Consider the following 16,730-nt stretch of genomic DNA (forward strand, 5'->3'; position numbering starts at 1 on the left):
CCTCGGAAATGATCGCATTCGGCTCCAGCGTCTCTGCGATGATCCGCGCCTTGTCATCCACCGACCAGTGACGCCGACCGCCGGCACCGTTGATCACCTCGAAACGCCGAAGCTGCCGCTCCGGGTCAAGCGTAAGGTCAAGTCCAGACACAAGCCGATCTCCGATCCCAATACAGGATCGGCAACCTCACAGATCGCGACCACTCCCGAAAGGTGGTCCGGAAACACCGCTCTGATGTCCGCTGTCAAGGTTTGGAACGCATGAGGTCGCCCGATCCGAGGAACGGCTGCTCATTCTGATGATCGCGCATGGGTGGGGAGGCGGAACTGAAGGACGTCGGTGATCAAGCTCTGATGCGCGGGTTGGCTACCGCATTCCCGATTGTGCGTCCGGGGCTGTTCCTATCTTACTGCGGGCGTCGGTCGATTTGCCGGCCACAAAGCGTCTGACGGGCATTCCCCTGCCGTGGTCCCGCCTCCGCCCATGCGCGATATGTGCGCCATCGCGGCGAGCGATCAGGTGACGCGCGCCTCCCTTGCGACTGCCCACATAAAGCCGACCAGTTCACGGGCGATCGCGGTGCAGACGACCGTTGTCCGTTTGCCCCGAGCGCTCAGCATGCGGTAGCGGGCTGTCAGGCGGGACTGCGCCTTCCAGGCGATCTCACGCACCTTCGGTGACGCCTGCTCCAACCGGTATAGCTTCGCCTTCCCGACCTTGGGCGGATGTCGATAGGTCCAGGCGCTCTCGACCAACATGTGGCGAACCCGACCGTTGCCTGCCTTTGTGATGCCGCCGCGCCGGACTGTCTCCCCGGTTGAGCGCTCGCCGGGGACCCGACCGAGATATCCCATGAGCTGGCGTGGGCTTTCGAACCGGCTGGCGTCGCCGACTTCGGTGACGAACGTCACGGCGACAATTAGGTCTACCCCACGCAATGTCTGAAGCGCCCACACGATCGGTGCCAGCGACCAGGCCGGGACGAACTCTTCGATCACACGCTCCAGCCGCTCGACCCGCTCTTTCGAGACGCGCACCGCCTCGACCATCTCCTGGAGTGCGATCTGATGCGCGGGATGATCGAACCTTGTTCCTGAAGCCAGCGTAGATAGCGCATCGTCCAGCTCTTCTTTCGCGGATAGCTACGGCCGTGCTTGAGCATGAATGCGCTCACCTGCTGGCGATGGACCCGCAGCGTCTCGACCGCGCCCGCCCGCGCGCGAACAAGATCCCGTATGGACTCGTGCCCTTCATCGGGAACCCACACCGCGGTCAGCTCGCCGGCGCGCAATAGTCGGGCAAGGGAAATGGCGTCTCGACGGTTCGTCTTCACCCGATCGCCGGGCTTCCTTGGTATCAATGATGGTGCAACCACGGTGCACTCGTGCCCGAGCGACCGGATCAGGCGATAAAGGCCGTACCCGGTCGGCCCAGCCTCATAGCAGAAATGCACGTAATCAAAGCGGCTGGCGATCCGGCCTATGACCCGCCGCATGCTGGTCGCCGACGCGTCGACCTCACCGAAGAACCGAACCTCTCCTTCCCGGCCTGCCTCCGCAATCGCAATAGCGTTCTTAAGCTTCGCAACATCGATTCCGACAAATGCTTCTCTATAATCCGCCACGGCTCGTCCTCCTGTGGTGAGGATCGGCTCGGCCCGTCCGAGCAACCCTCGGACGCGCAGTGTAGGGCGAGCCACCTCATCGGCAGAGGCGGACATACGGTCTTACTGTCAAGACGCTGACGACCCAGAATCGCCGGGCGCTGCTGACGGCCCTCAAGTCGCTTCAGGAAAAGGCCATCGCCATCGAGAACGACATCCGTGGCCTGTTTCGTAACTTCGGTCTCAAAGTTGGCATTGTCGACGGCCGGCAAATTCGCGGATCGCATCCGGGACCCTTCCGGTGACATTCCGGAACTCGAGACATCATGGAGACGTTGCTCACCGCCCGTCGGAAACTTTGCGAGCAGTTCACGGTGCTACACGAAAGACTGTTGTCGATCGTGAGGGGTGACACGGTTTGCAGGCGGTTGATGACCGTGCTGGGCGTCGGCCCTATCGTTGCACTGGGTTTCAACGCCACGGTCGATATTCCTGCCCCCTTCAGGAATTCGAAGGACGTGGGGCCGTATCTCGGTTTGACGCCGCGGTTACATCAATCAGGCTAGGATAATCGCGTCGGCAGGTCAGCCTAGGAAGCTTGAATGGGATTGACTTCAACACGCCGAATAGACAAGTCCAGGCATTTGGTGGAGCGGATTGAGAGTGAAGCGCTCGGGCTGGGAAGCCCATGCCTTGCAGATGAACTCGTAGGGTGAGACCTTTGAGGGCCTTCAGCCTGCGGCCGAAATTTGTAGGCCGCAACAAAGTCGGCAAGATGCCGACGCAGTTGGTCATGATCGTCGTAGTGGAAACGCTTGCCCGTCGCGTCCTTGATGGTGCGGTTCATTCGCTCGACCTAGCCGGTGGTCCAAGTATGCTTTGGCTTCGTGGTTCGAAGCACAGCGCGACGATGCGGCCCCCGAACGTGCTTGCGGGCTTCCTGGCGCCGCGACGAGCGCTTGCAGGCGCTGACGGTCGCTGGCCAAAACGGTGAAGGGGGATGCTATTGCGCATGCATCTAACTCGCACGCCAAACCGCAAAACGGAATCCCGAAATCGGACTCTTTTGATCCGATCAATCCACTATGAGACGCCGATTCCGAAATAGCGGGTGTGGGCGACATTGAGGATGCGATTGATCAAGCTTACGAAGCTGTGTCCGCCGGCCGTTGCAGCTGTGCCATAACTGGAGTGTATACCAAGGGCCGGCACCGAGTTCATCTCTAGGACAAACGGTTGGCCTGAGCGATCGATCCGGAAATCGACGCGGGCATAGTCCCGGCAGTGGCAGGCACGGAAGGTCGCAACCGAAATATCCCGTAACATCGTCTCAAGCCCGCTCTCGATTTTCGCCGGGCAAATCTTGGGCACCGCTGCGGCCGCCACGTACTTCGCATCCCAATTCATAACACGCGTTTCGCGGTCACCGAAGTCCTGCTCCACTAGAGGCAAAACTTCGGGCTCCCCGTTTCCGAGCAACGCAACGCAGATTTCCCGCCCCTCGATGTATTCCTCCACTAGCGCATCCTGAGCATGCTGCGTGACGATCACTTCGACGGCCTGCCGCAACTTAGAGTGTTCATGTATGATCTGCAATCCGAAGCTGCAGTCCTCCTCCCGCGGCTTCACTACCACTGGGAATCTCAGGTCGCCGGTGTTCTCGGTGCCGCGACGCATCACGCGAAAGTTCGGAGTCGGCACGCCCTGATCGCGGATGAGCATTTTGGTAATGACTTTGTCTCCCGTCAGCCCAATCCCGAAGGGGCTACATCCAGTGTATGGAACACCGGCCATCTCAAGCATGGCAGGAACATGAGTGTAACGCTTTTCGCCCTGAATTCCCTCCGCCAAGTTGAAGACCATTCCCGAGGGGCGACCTTGCGGATCAGGTGGCATGAACCGCTCGAGACTGGCGAGCAGTCCTTTATCGCCTTCACACACTACCGTCTCGTGGCCGCCCTCTTGAAGTGCCGCCACCACATCTTCCAACGTGCCGCTATGCGGCCAAGGCTGCGGCGGCTGCGGACAAGGCTGACCGAACCGGTTAATCACACCGTTGAAATCACTGTTCGTTACGATGGCTACTCGCATGAGCTATCTCCTTTGACGTTTGTCTGCTGTCACGAAACCAATGAAAACTGGATGGAGGCCAACCGCTATATCAACATTGACGACCTGCACGAGTACAAGAGGCTCGAAGCACCATGGCTGACCCTTTTCACAACCCCCTCCACAAACATAGGTCCACCACCCGGTTCCCTCTCCGGTTCCCGACCCTTTCCGCTGGCGGTGCTCTTTTTGCCCAAGTAGCTCGAAAGACGGCGAGTTGGGTTGCGGTACCATCAATAAAGCCTTATGCAGGGTTTATGCCAAAACAGATGATAACCGGCGGATGAGAGCGCTCCGACGCGAAATGATCGCTTCAAAAACCGTGCCAACCTCGCAAAATGCACGTCGGCCAGTGCTTTGAGTTTGATATCAAACTTACGGTCATATCAGGTACTAAACTGGCCCGCACAACCACTATGTCGCAGGCGCGACAAAATCCGACAGAGATCGTATCCCAGGGGACGAGCGGCGACCCATCCGCAGTCTTTTGACGCTCGCCGGTCCCTTACATCGAGCCCTGGCGTCCAGAATTGAAGTTGGGCGAAGGCGATCCGCATAATCGTATGCCCGGCCTGGCCGGCTTCAACGTGCGAGCGCTGCAGCAGTTTCAACAATGATGGCGAGTCGGCATAAATCTTCTTGAGAGGCTGGCGCTTAATCCCGGAACAAACGCGGCAATCAGCACTTCGCCTTGCTCATTTCGATGACGGCCATAGTGTTATTGCGCGCTTCAAAAGCTGGACAGCGATTCCGCTAATTCCCGGACAGCGTTTTCACAAAAGTCCGACAGTTCGTCGAGGTTGGTCCTCGGCAGCCTGGTTGCTGTAGGGCTGATTGATTTCGGTGTTCTCGGAGTCGGTCAAGAGGGCCGAGGCTTTTTTCTTCGGATGCTCTCGCCCTGAAGGGCGATGCGGTGTGCATTGTGCACGAGCGGTCGTGTATAGCGTCGGCGACCGTGCTGTCGTTAATAAGGTCGTGCCAGCTTGCCACGGGGACCTGGGCGGTGATCAGGGTGGATTTTCTCTGATAGCGCTCCTCGACGATTTTCGAAGAGGTGGAAGCGCTGCTGATCGGAGAGAGCATGGTTGCCGAAGTCGTCGTGGATGAGCCAAGTGGACACGGGTGAGCTTGTCGATGAGGCGGGGAAAGGAACCATCGATGCGTCGCTCTCGAACAGGATAACAGTGCGGCTTCGGAAAAGTCCGGACAGGCTTTCCGGTAATCTCAATGATGAGACCCGCGCCCGCCGTTCCAAAAAAAGGTTCGGCACGAAGCCCGCATTTTTTGCACTGGGCTTACGGCGTGCTGATCCACTGTTTCGTCATTACTATTCCCGAGCCTTGCAACCGAGCCGGAAGCGTCAGGCGAATGCAGGATTCCTGCGCTCGTAGAGCGTCCCAGCTTGGTCAGCACAACCTGACGATACGCGCCATCTTGGCGGCAAAGGCATTTGACGCAGCTGAATTGTCACGATCAGACGGCAGTTGGATCCTCATTGGATGGCCAGTGTTGCAAAAATCACAGGCTGGAGATCGGACTTGCGCCCTGGTGAATTTCCGCCACCGCATCGGGGTCGGTCTTCAACCCGGCAACTTCGACTTCCCAATTATAATAGAGACCGCGGCCGGGGCTTTGGCGGAGAGGGTCAGTCCTGGCGATGCCTCTCTCGAGCCGGCCTACATTGCAGCTGCCAGGCGGTTGGTTGAGCGCGGAGCCGTCGCGATAACCAGGGACTGCGGCTTCAGTATCTGGTGCCAGGCTGCACTGGCCACGTCTGTCAAACTTCCCGTGGCCATGTCGAGCCTGCTACTGGCGCCCACGCTCCTCCGGCAGCTTCCGGCCGGCGCAAAGCTCGCCGTCTGGCCGCAGACTCAAGACACTGCGGCGAAGAGCTGCTGGGCATGGATTCATCCGCAGGGGCAAGAGTAGCCATCGGCGGCATCGAAGGTAATACGCGGCCGGCTAGTGTTACCGAAATGGAGTCCCCGGGTTGCAGTCTGTGTCGCGACTTCGCGCCGCACATCCCAAGATTGACGCACTCCTATTTGAATGTACATTGTCCCCGATGGTGACGTCAGCAATCCGTCGTAGGACAGGACTGCCCATCTATGACGCCGCGCCCCTTTATCGAATGACATTCGCGTCCGTGGCTTGACCGCTTGGAGGCCGTCAGGTGCTTGAGCGCGGCAGTCTCAAGTTTTAAGGGGTGGCAGCGTGGAATCTGCTCCTCGCGAAAGAAGGAAGCCCCAGGCGACTTTCGATCGTATATGCCGCGGCTAGGACGGAGGTGTCGGAATAGCGCGCGCCGACCAGTTGTAGCCCGACGGGCAGCCCTTGATCATCCAGGCCCGATGGAATCGATGCTGCTGGTTGCTGGGTCAAGTTGAAAGGGTAGGTGAAGGGCGTCCAGTCCACCCACCCCTTGTAACTATCATCCGGCACATTTCGCCCGACGGGGAACGGCGCGATAGGCATCGTCGGTGTGACCAAGAGATCGTAATTTTCGTGGAACTTCGCCATCAGAGCGGAGAGCTCGAACCGCATCGCCTCAGCTTCCTGAAATTCGGTAAGGGTGATCTTCAGCCCGCGTTCGGCACCTTCCAGAAAGCCAGGATCTAGTAATTGTCTTTGCTGTTTGTTCATTCGTGACACAATACGGGCGGCGCCAGCGAACCAGAATGTAGAAAACACCTCCACCGGATCCGCAAATCCCGGATTGACTTCGGCCACCTCGGCCCCAAGAGCTCGAAGCTGGTCGATCGCATTATCGGTAACGTTTTGGATATCTCGCGCCACCTTGACATAGCCGAGGTTCCGACTGTAGCCGATCCGCAGGCCCCTGATGGTGGTCTTTGCTGGATCGGGGTCGAGACCTAGGTACGCCGGACCCGCATAGCCATCGCGAGCGTCCTTTCGTGCAATCACATTCATCATCAGGATCGCATCCGCAACGGTGCGGGTCACCGGCCCCAAATGAGACAGCGTTGTCATGGCGCTAGCTGGCCATTGCGGAACGATGCCGAAGGTTGGCTTGAAGCCGAAGGTCCCCGTGAAGCTCGCCGGTATCCGGATTGATCCCCCGCCGTCGCTACCCTGATGAAGAAAGCCAAGGTTGAGCGCAGCCGCAACTGCCGCCCCTCCCGACGACCCGCCTGGTGTCAGGTCAGGATTCCAGGGATTGCGGGTGATCCCGTAGACCGGGCTGTCTGTTACCCCTTTCCAGCCAAATTCTGGAGTGGTTGTCTTGCCCAGGATAACGCCACCGGTCTCACGGATACGGGCTGGAACAGGGGCGTCTTCAGTCCAGGGTCCCTCGGTGCTGCCGGACAATGAGCCACGTCTTGTCGGCCAGCCTCGTGTCAAGGTGAGGTCTTTGATGGTGGCCGGAATGCCATCTAGTACTCCGGCTGGTTCCCCCTTCATCCATCGACCCTCCGAGGCCCGGGCAGCAGACCTGGCCCCTTCGTGGTCGACGAGGCAAAATGCGTTCAGCGCCGGGTTGTTGGCGTCGATGCGGCTGAGACAGTCATCGACGACTTCAACAGGCGAGAGCTGCCGCCTTCGGTAGAGTTCCAGGCATTCGCACGCCGACAGACCCTCAAGAGATGTTGGCACGGATGAACGAGTTTTCATTTTACGAGGTCCGCTACATTCAAGCCTGGCATAAGACGGCAGTTATTCATTCGTTCTGCGGCCCTTGTCAGACCGATCATCAAGACGTCGGACGGGATCCCAACGTGTTCTCTACGAGCTTGATCCAGTACGATGTTCCATAAGGAATCGCCTCGTCGTTGAAATTGTAGGCAGGGTGATGCAGGCCGGCGCTGTCACCGTTCCCGCACCAGACGAAAGCACCCGGCCGCGCCTGCGCCAGGAAGGAGAAATCTTCCCCCCCCATTACCGGTGGCGTCTCGAGCACATTGTTTTCACCGGCCACGCCCTTGGCCGCGCTTCTCGCAAGGTCGGTCTGCTGGACCTCATTGAAGAGAATTGCGTCGAAGCTCTGAAATTTAATATCTATCTTCGCGCCGGTTATCTGGGCGATGCCGGCGACCACTTCGCCCACCCGCTCCTTCACGAACTTGCGCACCTCCGGCTTTAGCGTCCGCATGGTGCCCACCAACTCCGCTGTTTGCGGAACGACGGGGACTAGTCTCTGCCCGGACTGGAACTGGTGGAACGAAATTCCTGCCGAGTCGACAGGGTCAATGTTCTGAGCCAGGATATGCTGCAGGGCCGTCACAAGCTGAGCGCCGACCAGAATCGGATCGATGCATTCATGAGGCCTTCCAGGGTGCCCCCCTCGCCCTTCAATGCTAATTTCTATGCTATCAGTTGCCGCCATCACTGGACCTTGCCGGATTCCGAAGACACCTACCGGCAAGCCCGGACGATTGTGCATTCCGTAGATGTGCTCGATGCCGAACCGCTCCATCAAACCGTCATCTAGCATGGCAACGGCGCCGGTACCGATCTCCTCGGCAGGTTGGAAGATCATGACCGCCGTTCCAGCGAAATTCCGAGTATCGGCAAGATAGCGCGCGGCACCCAACAGCATCGCGGTGTGGCCGTCATGCCCACACGCATGCATCAAGCCCTTGTTCTTGGACGCATAGGGCAGATCGGTCGCTTCGTTGATCGGCAGCGCATCCATGTCAGCGCGCAATCCGATAACCTTTGGGTTACCGTCGCTCACGACGCCGTTGCCCTTGATGACGCCAACGACGCCGGTTTTGCCGATGCCGGTCGCGACGGCGTCGCAGCCGAATTCGCGCAGGCGCTCGGCGACAAATGCCGAAGTACGGGGGATGTCGAAGCCCAGTTCGGGATGTGCATGGATGTCCCGGCGCCAAGCCACTATCTCGGGGAGAAACTCTGCGACGCTATTGAGAATTGCCACGGGGACTTTCCTTTCTTGCCGGTTGCAGGCGAATTTCACGCTTTGTCCTTGCGAGAGCCGGGAGACCCGTTTCCGCGCTGCCGGGAGCACAGCATCCTCTGTGCGACGTAGGCACCCCAGCTATTCCGCCGACTGAAGCCGCTCCAATTAGCCGGGGACCGACAATCCTGAATTCCGCTCCGCCCAGAATGTAGCAAGTGCCAAAGAGCTTGGTTGCGCGAAGGGCGCCTTGGTCCCGCAGAATATCATCGTTTTTTGGTCATTGGCGCATAACACCTGCAGGCTGAGAGGAGGTGCCCTGGTATATATGCGGGACCATTCAAAATAGGACAGCCGACATTCAGAAGTGCGGGACAACTGCGACCCGCGGAAGGCGCGTGGTGGTTGCCTGGGCGGGCTCTTTTGAAGGCTACTCTTCAGCAATTGGCAGAGCAAACGACGCCTTGATCCGATCCATTACAACGATTGTCTTGAACCCCTTTACTTCAAGATGTTCGTAAAAAAAACGACGGGTAAACGCCTCGTACTCGGCCATGTCCTGAGCAGAGACCGTAATAATAAAATCCGCTTCACCCGTAACGTAGTAAGCGTTCATGATCTCAGGCGTCCGCCGAATTGCCTGCTTGAAACGATCGATGATATCGGCGCGATCGCGCTCGAGAGTGATGGATACCAGCAGGAGCAGGGGCCGACCGACGGCTTCCGGTGAAACTATGGCAACGTCCGCTTCGATGACGCCAGCGTCTCGAAGTCGCTTTAATCTCCGCTGACAAGCGGTAGCCGATAGTCCGGCAAGTTCGCCCAATTCCTCTGTCGTAAGGCGATTGTTGCGCTGCACGACGTTGAGAATCTTCCGGTCAATTCGATCCAGATCCATTCACAATCTCTGCTCATGATGATATCGGCCAATGCCAAGGCCGCCAGTCCGTACGTCCAAAATGTAGCAAGTGCCAAACGCCCTCTCGGCGCTAAAGTCGGTCCAAGTCGCAGAAAATCGGCGTTTCTTTCGCCATCTGCGCACAATACCGGCATAGTATAACTATCTGAGGGGTGCCGCTGAATCGATGGGCGTTGCTGGTGAGCAGTTGCGGGCCAGCGCAAGAACGGCAGATTCGATCGGGTGGGGGCGATCCCCGGTCGAAAAGATCCTACCGATCTCGTTGCTCAGGCGCAGAAAACATGAGTTGCAGCACGCTCGCATCAGTTCGAGGCAAGCGTGTTAGGGAGCGACATCACCAAGGGTGTCGGCGTTGCAGCATAAATCGGAGACCATGAGAGTCAGGCTATGAACCGGCCCCGGCTTTCGGATGCCTTACGGCCCTCGCGCGTCGGCCGCGAGTGAACTATGATCCGCATGGGTGTGGGGCTGGAGGAGAAGGTCGTCGGCTCAGTCAGGCTAACGTCGCTCCAAGCACTGGTAAGAAGCCCTATCCGCGGTCTGAGAATTACCCAAATTGATCTCTCGTGAGGCAGTTGTTGCAGCTGCATTCCGTCGAGACGCTTCAGTGATCCGCGAGAATGGCTCGCGATCTCTGCGTGAATCGCGGTTTGGCGCAGGAATGCGGCGTGGGAGACCGAATGTTAGACCAAAGTCGGCACGAGCACCGTGTAAAATGGGCAGGTCAGCGCAGACCAGTCTGGCGGCATTCTTACCCTTGCCGGAACGATCGCCTGAACAAGGTAGCTCAACCGCCGTCCGCACTCCCAGGAGAGAAAGCCATATGCTTCCCTTGGACATCCTCCGAAAGGAGTTTCCAGCCACAGCAAACGCCATCTACATGGATGTCGCGAACCAGGGCCTCATATCAAGCACAACATTGGCTTCAATCGAGCCTCATTTGAACAATCGGCTGCATGGCCTAAACGACGAAGAAAGAATGCTCGAACACGTCGAGCGTACTCGCGCTAGGTTCGCACAATTTATCAATTCAGATCACGATGAAATTGCAATTACCAAGAATGCATCGGAAGGCATCAACATCATCGCTAATGCGATCGATTGGAGAGATGGAGACAACGTCGTTCTATGCCCAAAATTGGAACACGCAAATAATATCTTGCCATGGATTCAGATCAGAGACCGCTACAATGTCGAGTTGCGAGTCGTAGAGCCGGATAACGGCTCAATTCCCCCTGATGCATTCGTAAAGGCGATTGATTCTCATACCCGCGTTGTTGCCTTGGCGACGGTGACGATGGTTCCGGGGTTTCGGACCGTCATGGAGCAGATATCCGAAGCCTGTAGGCACTACGGTGCATTTCTTTTGGCGGACGCGACGCAATCTGTTGGGATACTCCACACCGACGTCAATCGACTTGGCGTAGACGGTGTAGCAGTGTCCACTGTGAAGGGTTTGATGGGTCTTTATGGATCGGGTTTTTTATATTGCCGTAAAGAATGGGCCGATCGGCTGAGCCCGGCCTATCTTGCGCGCTTCAGCGTAGATTTCGGAAACGCGCCAGAATCAGCTCCGGTACCTAGTTTTGTAAAGTTGCGCTCTGGCGCGCCCCGCTTTGATATCGGGCATTACAACTTCCCTGGCATGTTGGCTGCATATGCATCAATGGGCCAGCTACTTGATATCGGAACCGAGGCGATCGACCAGAGCGTTACCTCACTCGCAAAACGTATGGCCACTGGTCTCTTAGATATCGGGCTTCCGGTCTGCGGCGGGCCACCAGGCGCTCACACTGGAAGTATCGTAGCCGTTGGCGATTCCAGCGATCTTGTTGAAGGGCGCCCAGTCGACGCCCGCATTCGGTCGCTTCACGAGCATTTCACGAAGAACGGGGTAATCGTCTCAATACGCAGAGGCATGCTCCGGTTTTCCCTGCATCTTTACAACACCGCCGATGAAGTCGATCGCGTAATCAATCTGGCCAAGAGCTGGTCGAAGTAAGAGCGACACGGCTAGTTCATGCACACAGGAGAGTACATGTCGACCCAGAGCGCCGAGACTATCGGACTTCTCCAAGATCTTATAAAGATCGAGAGCATCAATCCATCGCTGTCGCCAAAAGGTAGTGGAGAGCAAGGTGTAGCCAAGTTCCTCGAGGGTTTTTGCAAGGAGCGGAAGCTGGCTTACGGGATACAGGAGGTGGCCGATGGTCGCTCGAATTTCCTGACCTGGGTACCTGGGAAAGAACCCGATAGGCGTATTCTATTCATTGCTCATATGGATACCGTTCCTATCGATAGGTGGGAATCAGATCCATTCTCGGGTGAGCAACGGGACGGGCGAATATATGGGCGAGGTAGCTGCGACACAAAAGGCTCACTTGCAGCTATGTTGATTGCGCTTAGCTCACTTGGTGAACGGCAGCCCCGGGCCACGGTTGTTGTGGCAGCCAGCATTGACGAAGAGTACCGCAAACTTGGCGCCCGCGCTATAGCCGATTCCGGTGTCGCTTATGAGGGTGCGGTAGTCGGTGAACCCACCGAATTAGAGCTCGTTGTAGCTCACATGGGTTCTGTCCGCTGGCAAATCGAGGTTCAGGGTGTACCGGCTCATACGTCGAAGCCTCATCTCGGAGTGAACGCGATCACGGGCATGGCCAAGGTGGTATTGGCACTTGATGAGCACCATCGATCCCTTGTGTCTCGGGCGCAGCACCCATTGGTAGGGTCATCACAGCTGACCGTGAGCCTCATCGAAGGAGGTTTGGAACTTACCACTGTACCGCCGGTATGCCGTATCTGGGTCGATCGGCGTCTCATACCCGGGGAGCGGCCGCAGGACGCGTTGGCGGAGGTAGAAAGCATACTGGAAGGCCTTCGCCAGGGCGAAGACAAGATCAATGTTCGGTCATTGCTTCCCGCATTGGAAGACCCGCCTCCAATCAGTTCCGGGTCGAGCAAAATTGCAGCAGTCGCAGGAGCGGCTTGTGCCCACGTCGCGGGGACCGGAGAGCAGAAGGGAGCCACCGGCGGCTCGGATGCAAATCAGCTGTCATTGGCTGGGATCCCGTGTGTGATTATCGGACCCGGGCGTACTGCCCAAGCCCATACGAACAACGAGTTCGTTGAAATCGATCAACTGACCAAGGCTGCTGATTTGTACCAGAGAATCATGCTCACATATTAGGAGTGGCCGGCCTGATGGGGGTGCTCAAACCCCGTCCATTGGGCCGCGGACGCCCCGGATGCTGCATGAGCGTGGCGGCCGCAACGTCCCGATCTTCGCTGGTCTCGTCGGCGCTTCCCACGTAGATCTTGCCGCCCGTGCTTGAAATTCTGTTGCGACAGGCAGAGTGCGTCTTCACCATAGGGAGGGCATGATCTTCCACCGGAGACGCAGAGCCACCGAAAATTTGGCGCTCATATGCGGATAACGTACGGCAAGTGCCTAGGAAATGCAGATTTTCCGCGACAAGAAGAAATCCTCGGGGAAAACAGCCTCTTGTGACGTGATACGAAGAGAAAGTATGCGGACAGGACGAATGCCTGATCCGTTCGAGGAATGCCTGTTTTGAAGGACTCGACGAGATGAAATATGAGAAGCCATTTCCGCCCGAGGAGTTTCGGCGTCGTGTTCATGACGTGAAGCAGCGGATGGAGCGAGCGGGGCTGGACTTGCTGATCTGCCAGGATCCCGCGAATATGTATTGGCTTACCGGCTTTGACGGCTATTCGTTCTACGTGCCTCAGGTGGTCTTAGTGCATCTCCAGTCGGACATGCCCCTCTGGTTCGGACGTTTCGTCGATGTAAATTCCGCTTATATAACGACGGATCTGCCTAGAGAAAATATAAGCTCATTTTCCGATCATAGACTTCAACATCCAGAATTACATCCATTTGACGATCTTTGCGAGCTTATCAATTCGCGCGGCTGGGGATCTGATCGAATCGGTGTCGAGCTTAACGCCCACTTCTATACTGCCCGAGCACATCAACATCTCGTCAAAGGCCTTCCGAATGCAAAATTCTCTGATAGCCGCGAATTAGTCAATTGGGCACGGCTTATAAAATCTGACCTTGAACTAGTCTACATGAGAGAAGCGGGCCACCTTGCAACGCATACGATGCAGACGGCAATCGCTAACCTAAGGCCTGGAGTGCCGCAACATGAGGTCGTCGCGGAGGTGTACCGGGCCCAGACACGAGGGGTGGACGGTAAATATGGCGACTCTAGCGGTCCTCCTCTTATCCAGACTAGCGAACAAACGAACGCTCCGCACCTCAGTTGGACCGAGGAGCCCTTGCCGACCTCTGGCCTGGTTCTCATGGAGTTCGGCGCCACCCGACGCCGCTACTGTGCGCCGCTGTGCCGCACCGTCCACATCGGAAAGCCACCCGCAGAGGTCTCGCGTCTTGCTGAGGTTATAGTGGAAGGCGGGGATGCTGTGCTCGAGATGGCAAAGCCTGGTACCGTCGTTGAGGAGCTTAATGCGGTGTGGCAAGATATCCTCAAGCGGAACGGGTATATCAAGATAGGCCGCTCCGGCTATTCAATCGGACTCAACTTCCCGCCGGAATGGGGCGAACGCACGGTTAGTATTCGCGCGGGCGACAAGACCATCCTACAACCAGGAATGTGCTTCCATTTTCAGTCGGGGGTTAGGCTCGAAGGGTTCGGCGCCGCCATCTCTGAATCATTTATTGTAACCGAAAGGGGCGGTGAGCGATTGGCAGATGTTGATCGCCGCTTGATCGTCGTGGACTAGGTGATTTGGATGTGACCCAAATCGTTTTGCGATCTCACTGGGTCCGTTCGAAGCCGGTTGAAATTTGTTTCTGCGGCGAGCGGATGAACGGATCTAGCTTAAGGACGGCGCTGTCTGAGAGGTGCGGCATGCCCAACCTCTGGGACAGGAGAATCTCGCCTAGCACATGAGTTCTCTGCATCAGCGGAGATTAAGATCCGTAGGCCGAAATGAGCCACCTGTGACGCGAGCGCGGCGTGAACGTTGCCCCATTCTACAAATGCGCGGATGACGCAAGAGGACTTAGCTTTTGAGGAGCATTGAGGACGAGTTTACGCGCGCCTGAAGCGGGCTCTTGCCAACCCTGCGCGCCGGTGGGAACGCGAGTATGGTCCGCCCCGTCCGTGCAACACGTCGCGACATCAGCACACGTTGTTCCCGATAGATGGCTCGGCAGCGAAGCTCGCCTTTTGCCCGGGGCTCGCTTCATCCTTTTCTGCTGTTTCGTGCGACTTCACCACTTCACCAAGTGAATGTCTGGGTTATCGCGGGGACCTCAATTTCGGGACCCCAAGACCTCCTTCCGAATGAAGTCGTCCGCGATGCCATCGTGTCTGAAGCGGTCGCGGTCACCCTGCACAGTGCCGGACGAAAGTAGCCTTGCGGCGAGTTCCGTCTAAGATTCGAGGCGGTTGCGCCTGCGTCAGTGCGCCTGATCGGTGTCGGTCGAGAACTTAATGCCACGAGGCCAGATCGGGAACTCGGGATCGGGAGATCGGCGCTGGAACCAACTACTTTCCGCGCCGCCGGCGACCAGCGCGACCTTCGCTCGCGGTCGCTAAGCCTCCTGGCAAGTGAAGTTGTGAGCCGTGTCCAATTCTACGCGAATTGGCTGCTGTTTGCAGGAATGCAGCTAAAGGGGCATCAACTGCGCTGCCGATCGGCGCTGTGGCAGCAATAACCTAAAGGCATCAGCATACCATTGGAGTCTTAGATGAGGGGTACGTCAATCACGGCATTACGCAGGCTCAAACGGCCAGACCTTTTGCGTGGTGATGCGTATCTGAACGGCGCCTGGCTCTCCAAATCAGATACTCTTGCCGTGTTTGATCCTGCCAGCGGTGACGAGATCGCTCAAGTTGCGGCTTGCGCAGACGCCGACGTTGACGACGCGGTCCATTGCGCAAGAGCAGCGTTCCTCAAGTGGCGCGACATGCTTCCGTTACAGCGTGGTGCATATCTGCGGAAATGGGCGGCAGGCATGCGGGAGAGCGCCGAAGACCTGGCTGTCATCATAACGGCCGAGCAAGGAAAACCGATTGCTGAAGCCCGCGGCGAAGTTTCATACGCTGCCGGCTTTTTAGATTGGTTTGCAGGGGAAGGGGAGCGGGCTTACGGCGAAACGATTCCCAGCCATCTCCCCGCAAGCAGGCTGGCCGTGCATTTGCAGCCGATCGGGGTGACTGTCGCCATTACGCCATGGAACTTCCCAGCGGCAATGATCACCAGAAAGGCTGGAGCTGCACTGGCCGCTGGCTGCACAATGATTGTAAAGCCGGCACCCGAAACGCCACTGTCGGCCCTCGCGCTTGCCCGCCTTGCCGGGGATGCTGGCATTCCGCCCGGCGTGTTTCAGGTGATCACGGGCGAAGCTCCGCCACTTGCCAAACGGCTGTTGTTGCATACCCACGTGCGTGCGTTCTCTTTTACGGGCTCCACCGAGGTCGGCAGAATCCTTCTCGAGCAATCCGCGAAGACAGTGAAGAAAGTCTCGCTCGAACTTGGCGGCAATGCTCCTTTCATCCTTTTCGGCGATGCGCCGATCAACGCTGCGGTCGCCGGTTGCATGGCAGCCAAGTTCGCGACATCCGGTCAGGACTGTCTCGCGGCAAACCGGATTTATGTGCAGCGAGAGATTTACGAGCATTTTACGGAAAAATTTGCCGAGGCCACCAGTAAACTAAAGGTCGGGCACGGATTGGAGCCAGGTGTCGACATCGGTCCGATGACAAAGACGTCTGGTGCTGACAAATGCAGGCACCAGGTTTCTGAGGCTCTAGCAGCCGGGGCTCGAATGGTAGCAGGCGCACAGCACAATTCGCTTGGCGGGAACTTCGTCACGCCGGCCGTGCTTGCTAATGTGACCGATGACATGGTGATTGCGAAGGACGAAACGTTTGGACCTGTCGCTGCAATCCTGCCCTTCGACGACGAACGGGAGGTGGTCGCGCGAGCCAACAATTCCGAGATGGGACTTGCGGCCTACGTCTATACCCAAGATCTCAACCGAGCCATGCGGCTCTCCGACCGGCTCGAATATGGCATGGTTGCCGTGAATACTCCAAAATTTACGGGGCCGGGCATTCCGTTCGGCGGCTGGAAACAATCCGGCCTTGGTCGCGAGGGCTCAAGGCACGGTCTTATCGAATATCTCGAACCCAAATACCTCTGCATCGGCAACATCGCGGCCTGA

10 protein-coding genes and 2 pseudogenes are annotated in these 16,730 nt (G+C 57.6%); 5 read left to right on the forward strand and 7 right to left on the reverse strand.

Translation table 11 applies throughout. The features are described from left to right. Positions 1–516: 516 nt before the first annotated feature. A pseudogene (locus tag EOA13_RS12380) lies at positions 517–1,721 on the reverse strand (IS110 family transposase). A gap of 209 nt (positions 1,722–1,930) precedes the next feature. Between EOA13_RS12380 and EOA13_RS38660 the strand changes: the two are divergent. Further along, positions 1,931–2,170, forward strand: coding sequence for an IS110 family transposase (locus tag EOA13_RS38660; protein WP_063169335.1), 240 nt, complete (start codon positions 1,931–1,933; stop codon positions 2,168–2,170). A 48-nt stretch (positions 2,171–2,218) separates the two neighbouring features. Here the strand turns inward: EOA13_RS38660 and EOA13_RS12390 are convergent. From EOA13_RS12390 to EOA13_RS12420, 6 genes and pseudogenes are all read right to left on the reverse strand, one after another. Next, a pseudogene (locus EOA13_RS12390) lies at positions 2,219–2,499 on the reverse strand (integrase core domain-containing protein); the annotation flags it as partial. 188 nt (positions 2,500–2,687) lie between these two features. Next, the gene (locus EOA13_RS12395; protein WP_063169333.1) at positions 2,688–3,695 is read right to left on the reverse strand and encodes an ATP-grasp domain-containing protein; all 1,008 of its coding nucleotides are present in this window, start codon (positions 3,693–3,695) and stop codon (positions 2,688–2,690) included. Between the two features lie 771 nt (positions 3,696–4,466). Next, complete coding sequence (locus EOA13_RS12400) at positions 4,467–4,796, reverse strand: ATP-binding protein (RefSeq protein ID WP_272482847.1); 330 nt, start codon at positions 4,794–4,796, stop codon at positions 4,467–4,469. Positions 4,797–5,912: 1,116 nt separating this feature from the next. Continuing rightward, a complete protein-coding gene (locus EOA13_RS12410; protein ID WP_063169332.1) occupies positions 5,913–7,346 on the reverse strand; it encodes an amidase in 1,434 nt (477 codons plus the stop codon). Between the two features lie 79 nt (positions 7,347–7,425). Further along, positions 7,426–8,613: a M20 aminoacylase family protein gene (locus tag EOA13_RS12415; protein WP_063169331.1), complete on the reverse strand. Its 1,188-nt coding sequence runs from the start codon at positions 8,611–8,613 to the stop codon at positions 7,426–7,428. Positions 8,614–9,022: 409 nt separating this feature from the next. Continuing rightward, positions 9,023–9,490: an Lrp/AsnC family transcriptional regulator gene (locus EOA13_RS12420; protein WP_063169330.1), complete on the reverse strand. Its 468-nt coding sequence runs from the start codon at positions 9,488–9,490 to the stop codon at positions 9,023–9,025. Positions 9,491–10,334: 844 nt separating this feature from the next. On the opposite strand from EOA13_RS12420, the gene EOA13_RS12425 reads away from it, so the two are divergent. The 4 genes from EOA13_RS12425 (at position 10,335) to EOA13_RS12440 (ending at position 16,730) form a co-directional block, all read left to right on the forward strand. Beyond that, a complete protein-coding gene (locus EOA13_RS12425; RefSeq protein ID WP_063169329.1) occupies positions 10,335–11,513 on the forward strand; it encodes an aminotransferase class V-fold PLP-dependent enzyme in 1,179 nt (392 codons plus the stop codon). 36 nt (positions 11,514–11,549) lie between these two features. Then, positions 11,550–12,698 (forward strand): M20 family metallopeptidase, encoded by a 1,149-nt coding sequence (locus EOA13_RS12430; protein WP_063169328.1) that lies wholly within the window; start codon positions 11,550–11,552, stop codon positions 12,696–12,698. A 401-nt stretch (positions 12,699–13,099) separates the two neighbouring features. Next, positions 13,100–14,278 (forward strand): Xaa-Pro peptidase family protein, encoded by a 1,179-nt coding sequence (locus tag EOA13_RS12435; protein WP_063169327.1) that lies wholly within the window; start codon positions 13,100–13,102, stop codon positions 14,276–14,278. Positions 14,279–15,251: 973 nt separating this feature from the next. Then, complete coding sequence (locus EOA13_RS12440; RefSeq protein ID WP_063169326.1) at positions 15,252–16,730, forward strand: NAD-dependent succinate-semialdehyde dehydrogenase; 1,479 nt, start codon at positions 15,252–15,254, stop codon at positions 16,728–16,730.

It is taken from the genome of Mesorhizobium sp. M7A.F.Ca.US.011.01.1.1, from assembly GCF_003998295.1.
Taxonomy (GTDB): domain Bacteria; phylum Pseudomonadota; class Alphaproteobacteria; order Rhizobiales; family Rhizobiaceae; genus Mesorhizobium.

What these genes read in the sequence shown, in the direction of transcription:
- EOA13_RS38660 (WP_063169335.1), top strand. Translation starts at nt 1,931, where the DNA reads ATGGAGACGTTGCTCACCGCCCGTCGGAAACTTTGCGAGCAGTTCACG.
- EOA13_RS12420 (WP_063169330.1), bottom strand. Translation starts at nt 9,490, where the DNA reads ATGGATCTGGATCGAATTGACCGGAAGATTCTCAACGTCGTGCAGCGC.
- EOA13_RS12430 (WP_063169328.1), top strand. Translation starts at nt 11,550, where the DNA reads ATGTCGACCCAGAGCGCCGAGACTATCGGACTTCTCCAAGATCTTATA.
- EOA13_RS12435 (WP_063169327.1), top strand. Translation starts at nt 13,100, where the DNA reads ATGAAATATGAGAAGCCATTTCCGCCCGAGGAGTTTCGGCGTCGTGTT.
- EOA13_RS12440 (WP_063169326.1), top strand. Translation starts at nt 15,252, where the DNA reads ATGAGGGGTACGTCAATCACGGCATTACGCAGGCTCAAACGGCCAGAC.
- EOA13_RS12395 (WP_063169333.1), bottom strand. Translation starts at nt 3,695, where the DNA reads ATGCGAGTAGCCATCGTAACGAACAGTGATTTCAACGGTGTGATTAAC.
- EOA13_RS12410 (WP_063169332.1), bottom strand. Translation starts at nt 7,346, where the DNA reads ATGAAAACTCGTTCATCCGTGCCAACATCTCTTGAGGGTCTGTCGGCG.
- EOA13_RS12425 (WP_063169329.1), top strand. Translation starts at nt 10,335, where the DNA reads ATGCTTCCCTTGGACATCCTCCGAAAGGAGTTTCCAGCCACAGCAAAC.
- EOA13_RS12400 (WP_272482847.1), bottom strand. Translation starts at nt 4,796, where the DNA reads ATGCTCTCTCCGATCAGCAGCGCTTCCACCTCTTCGAAAATCGTCGAG.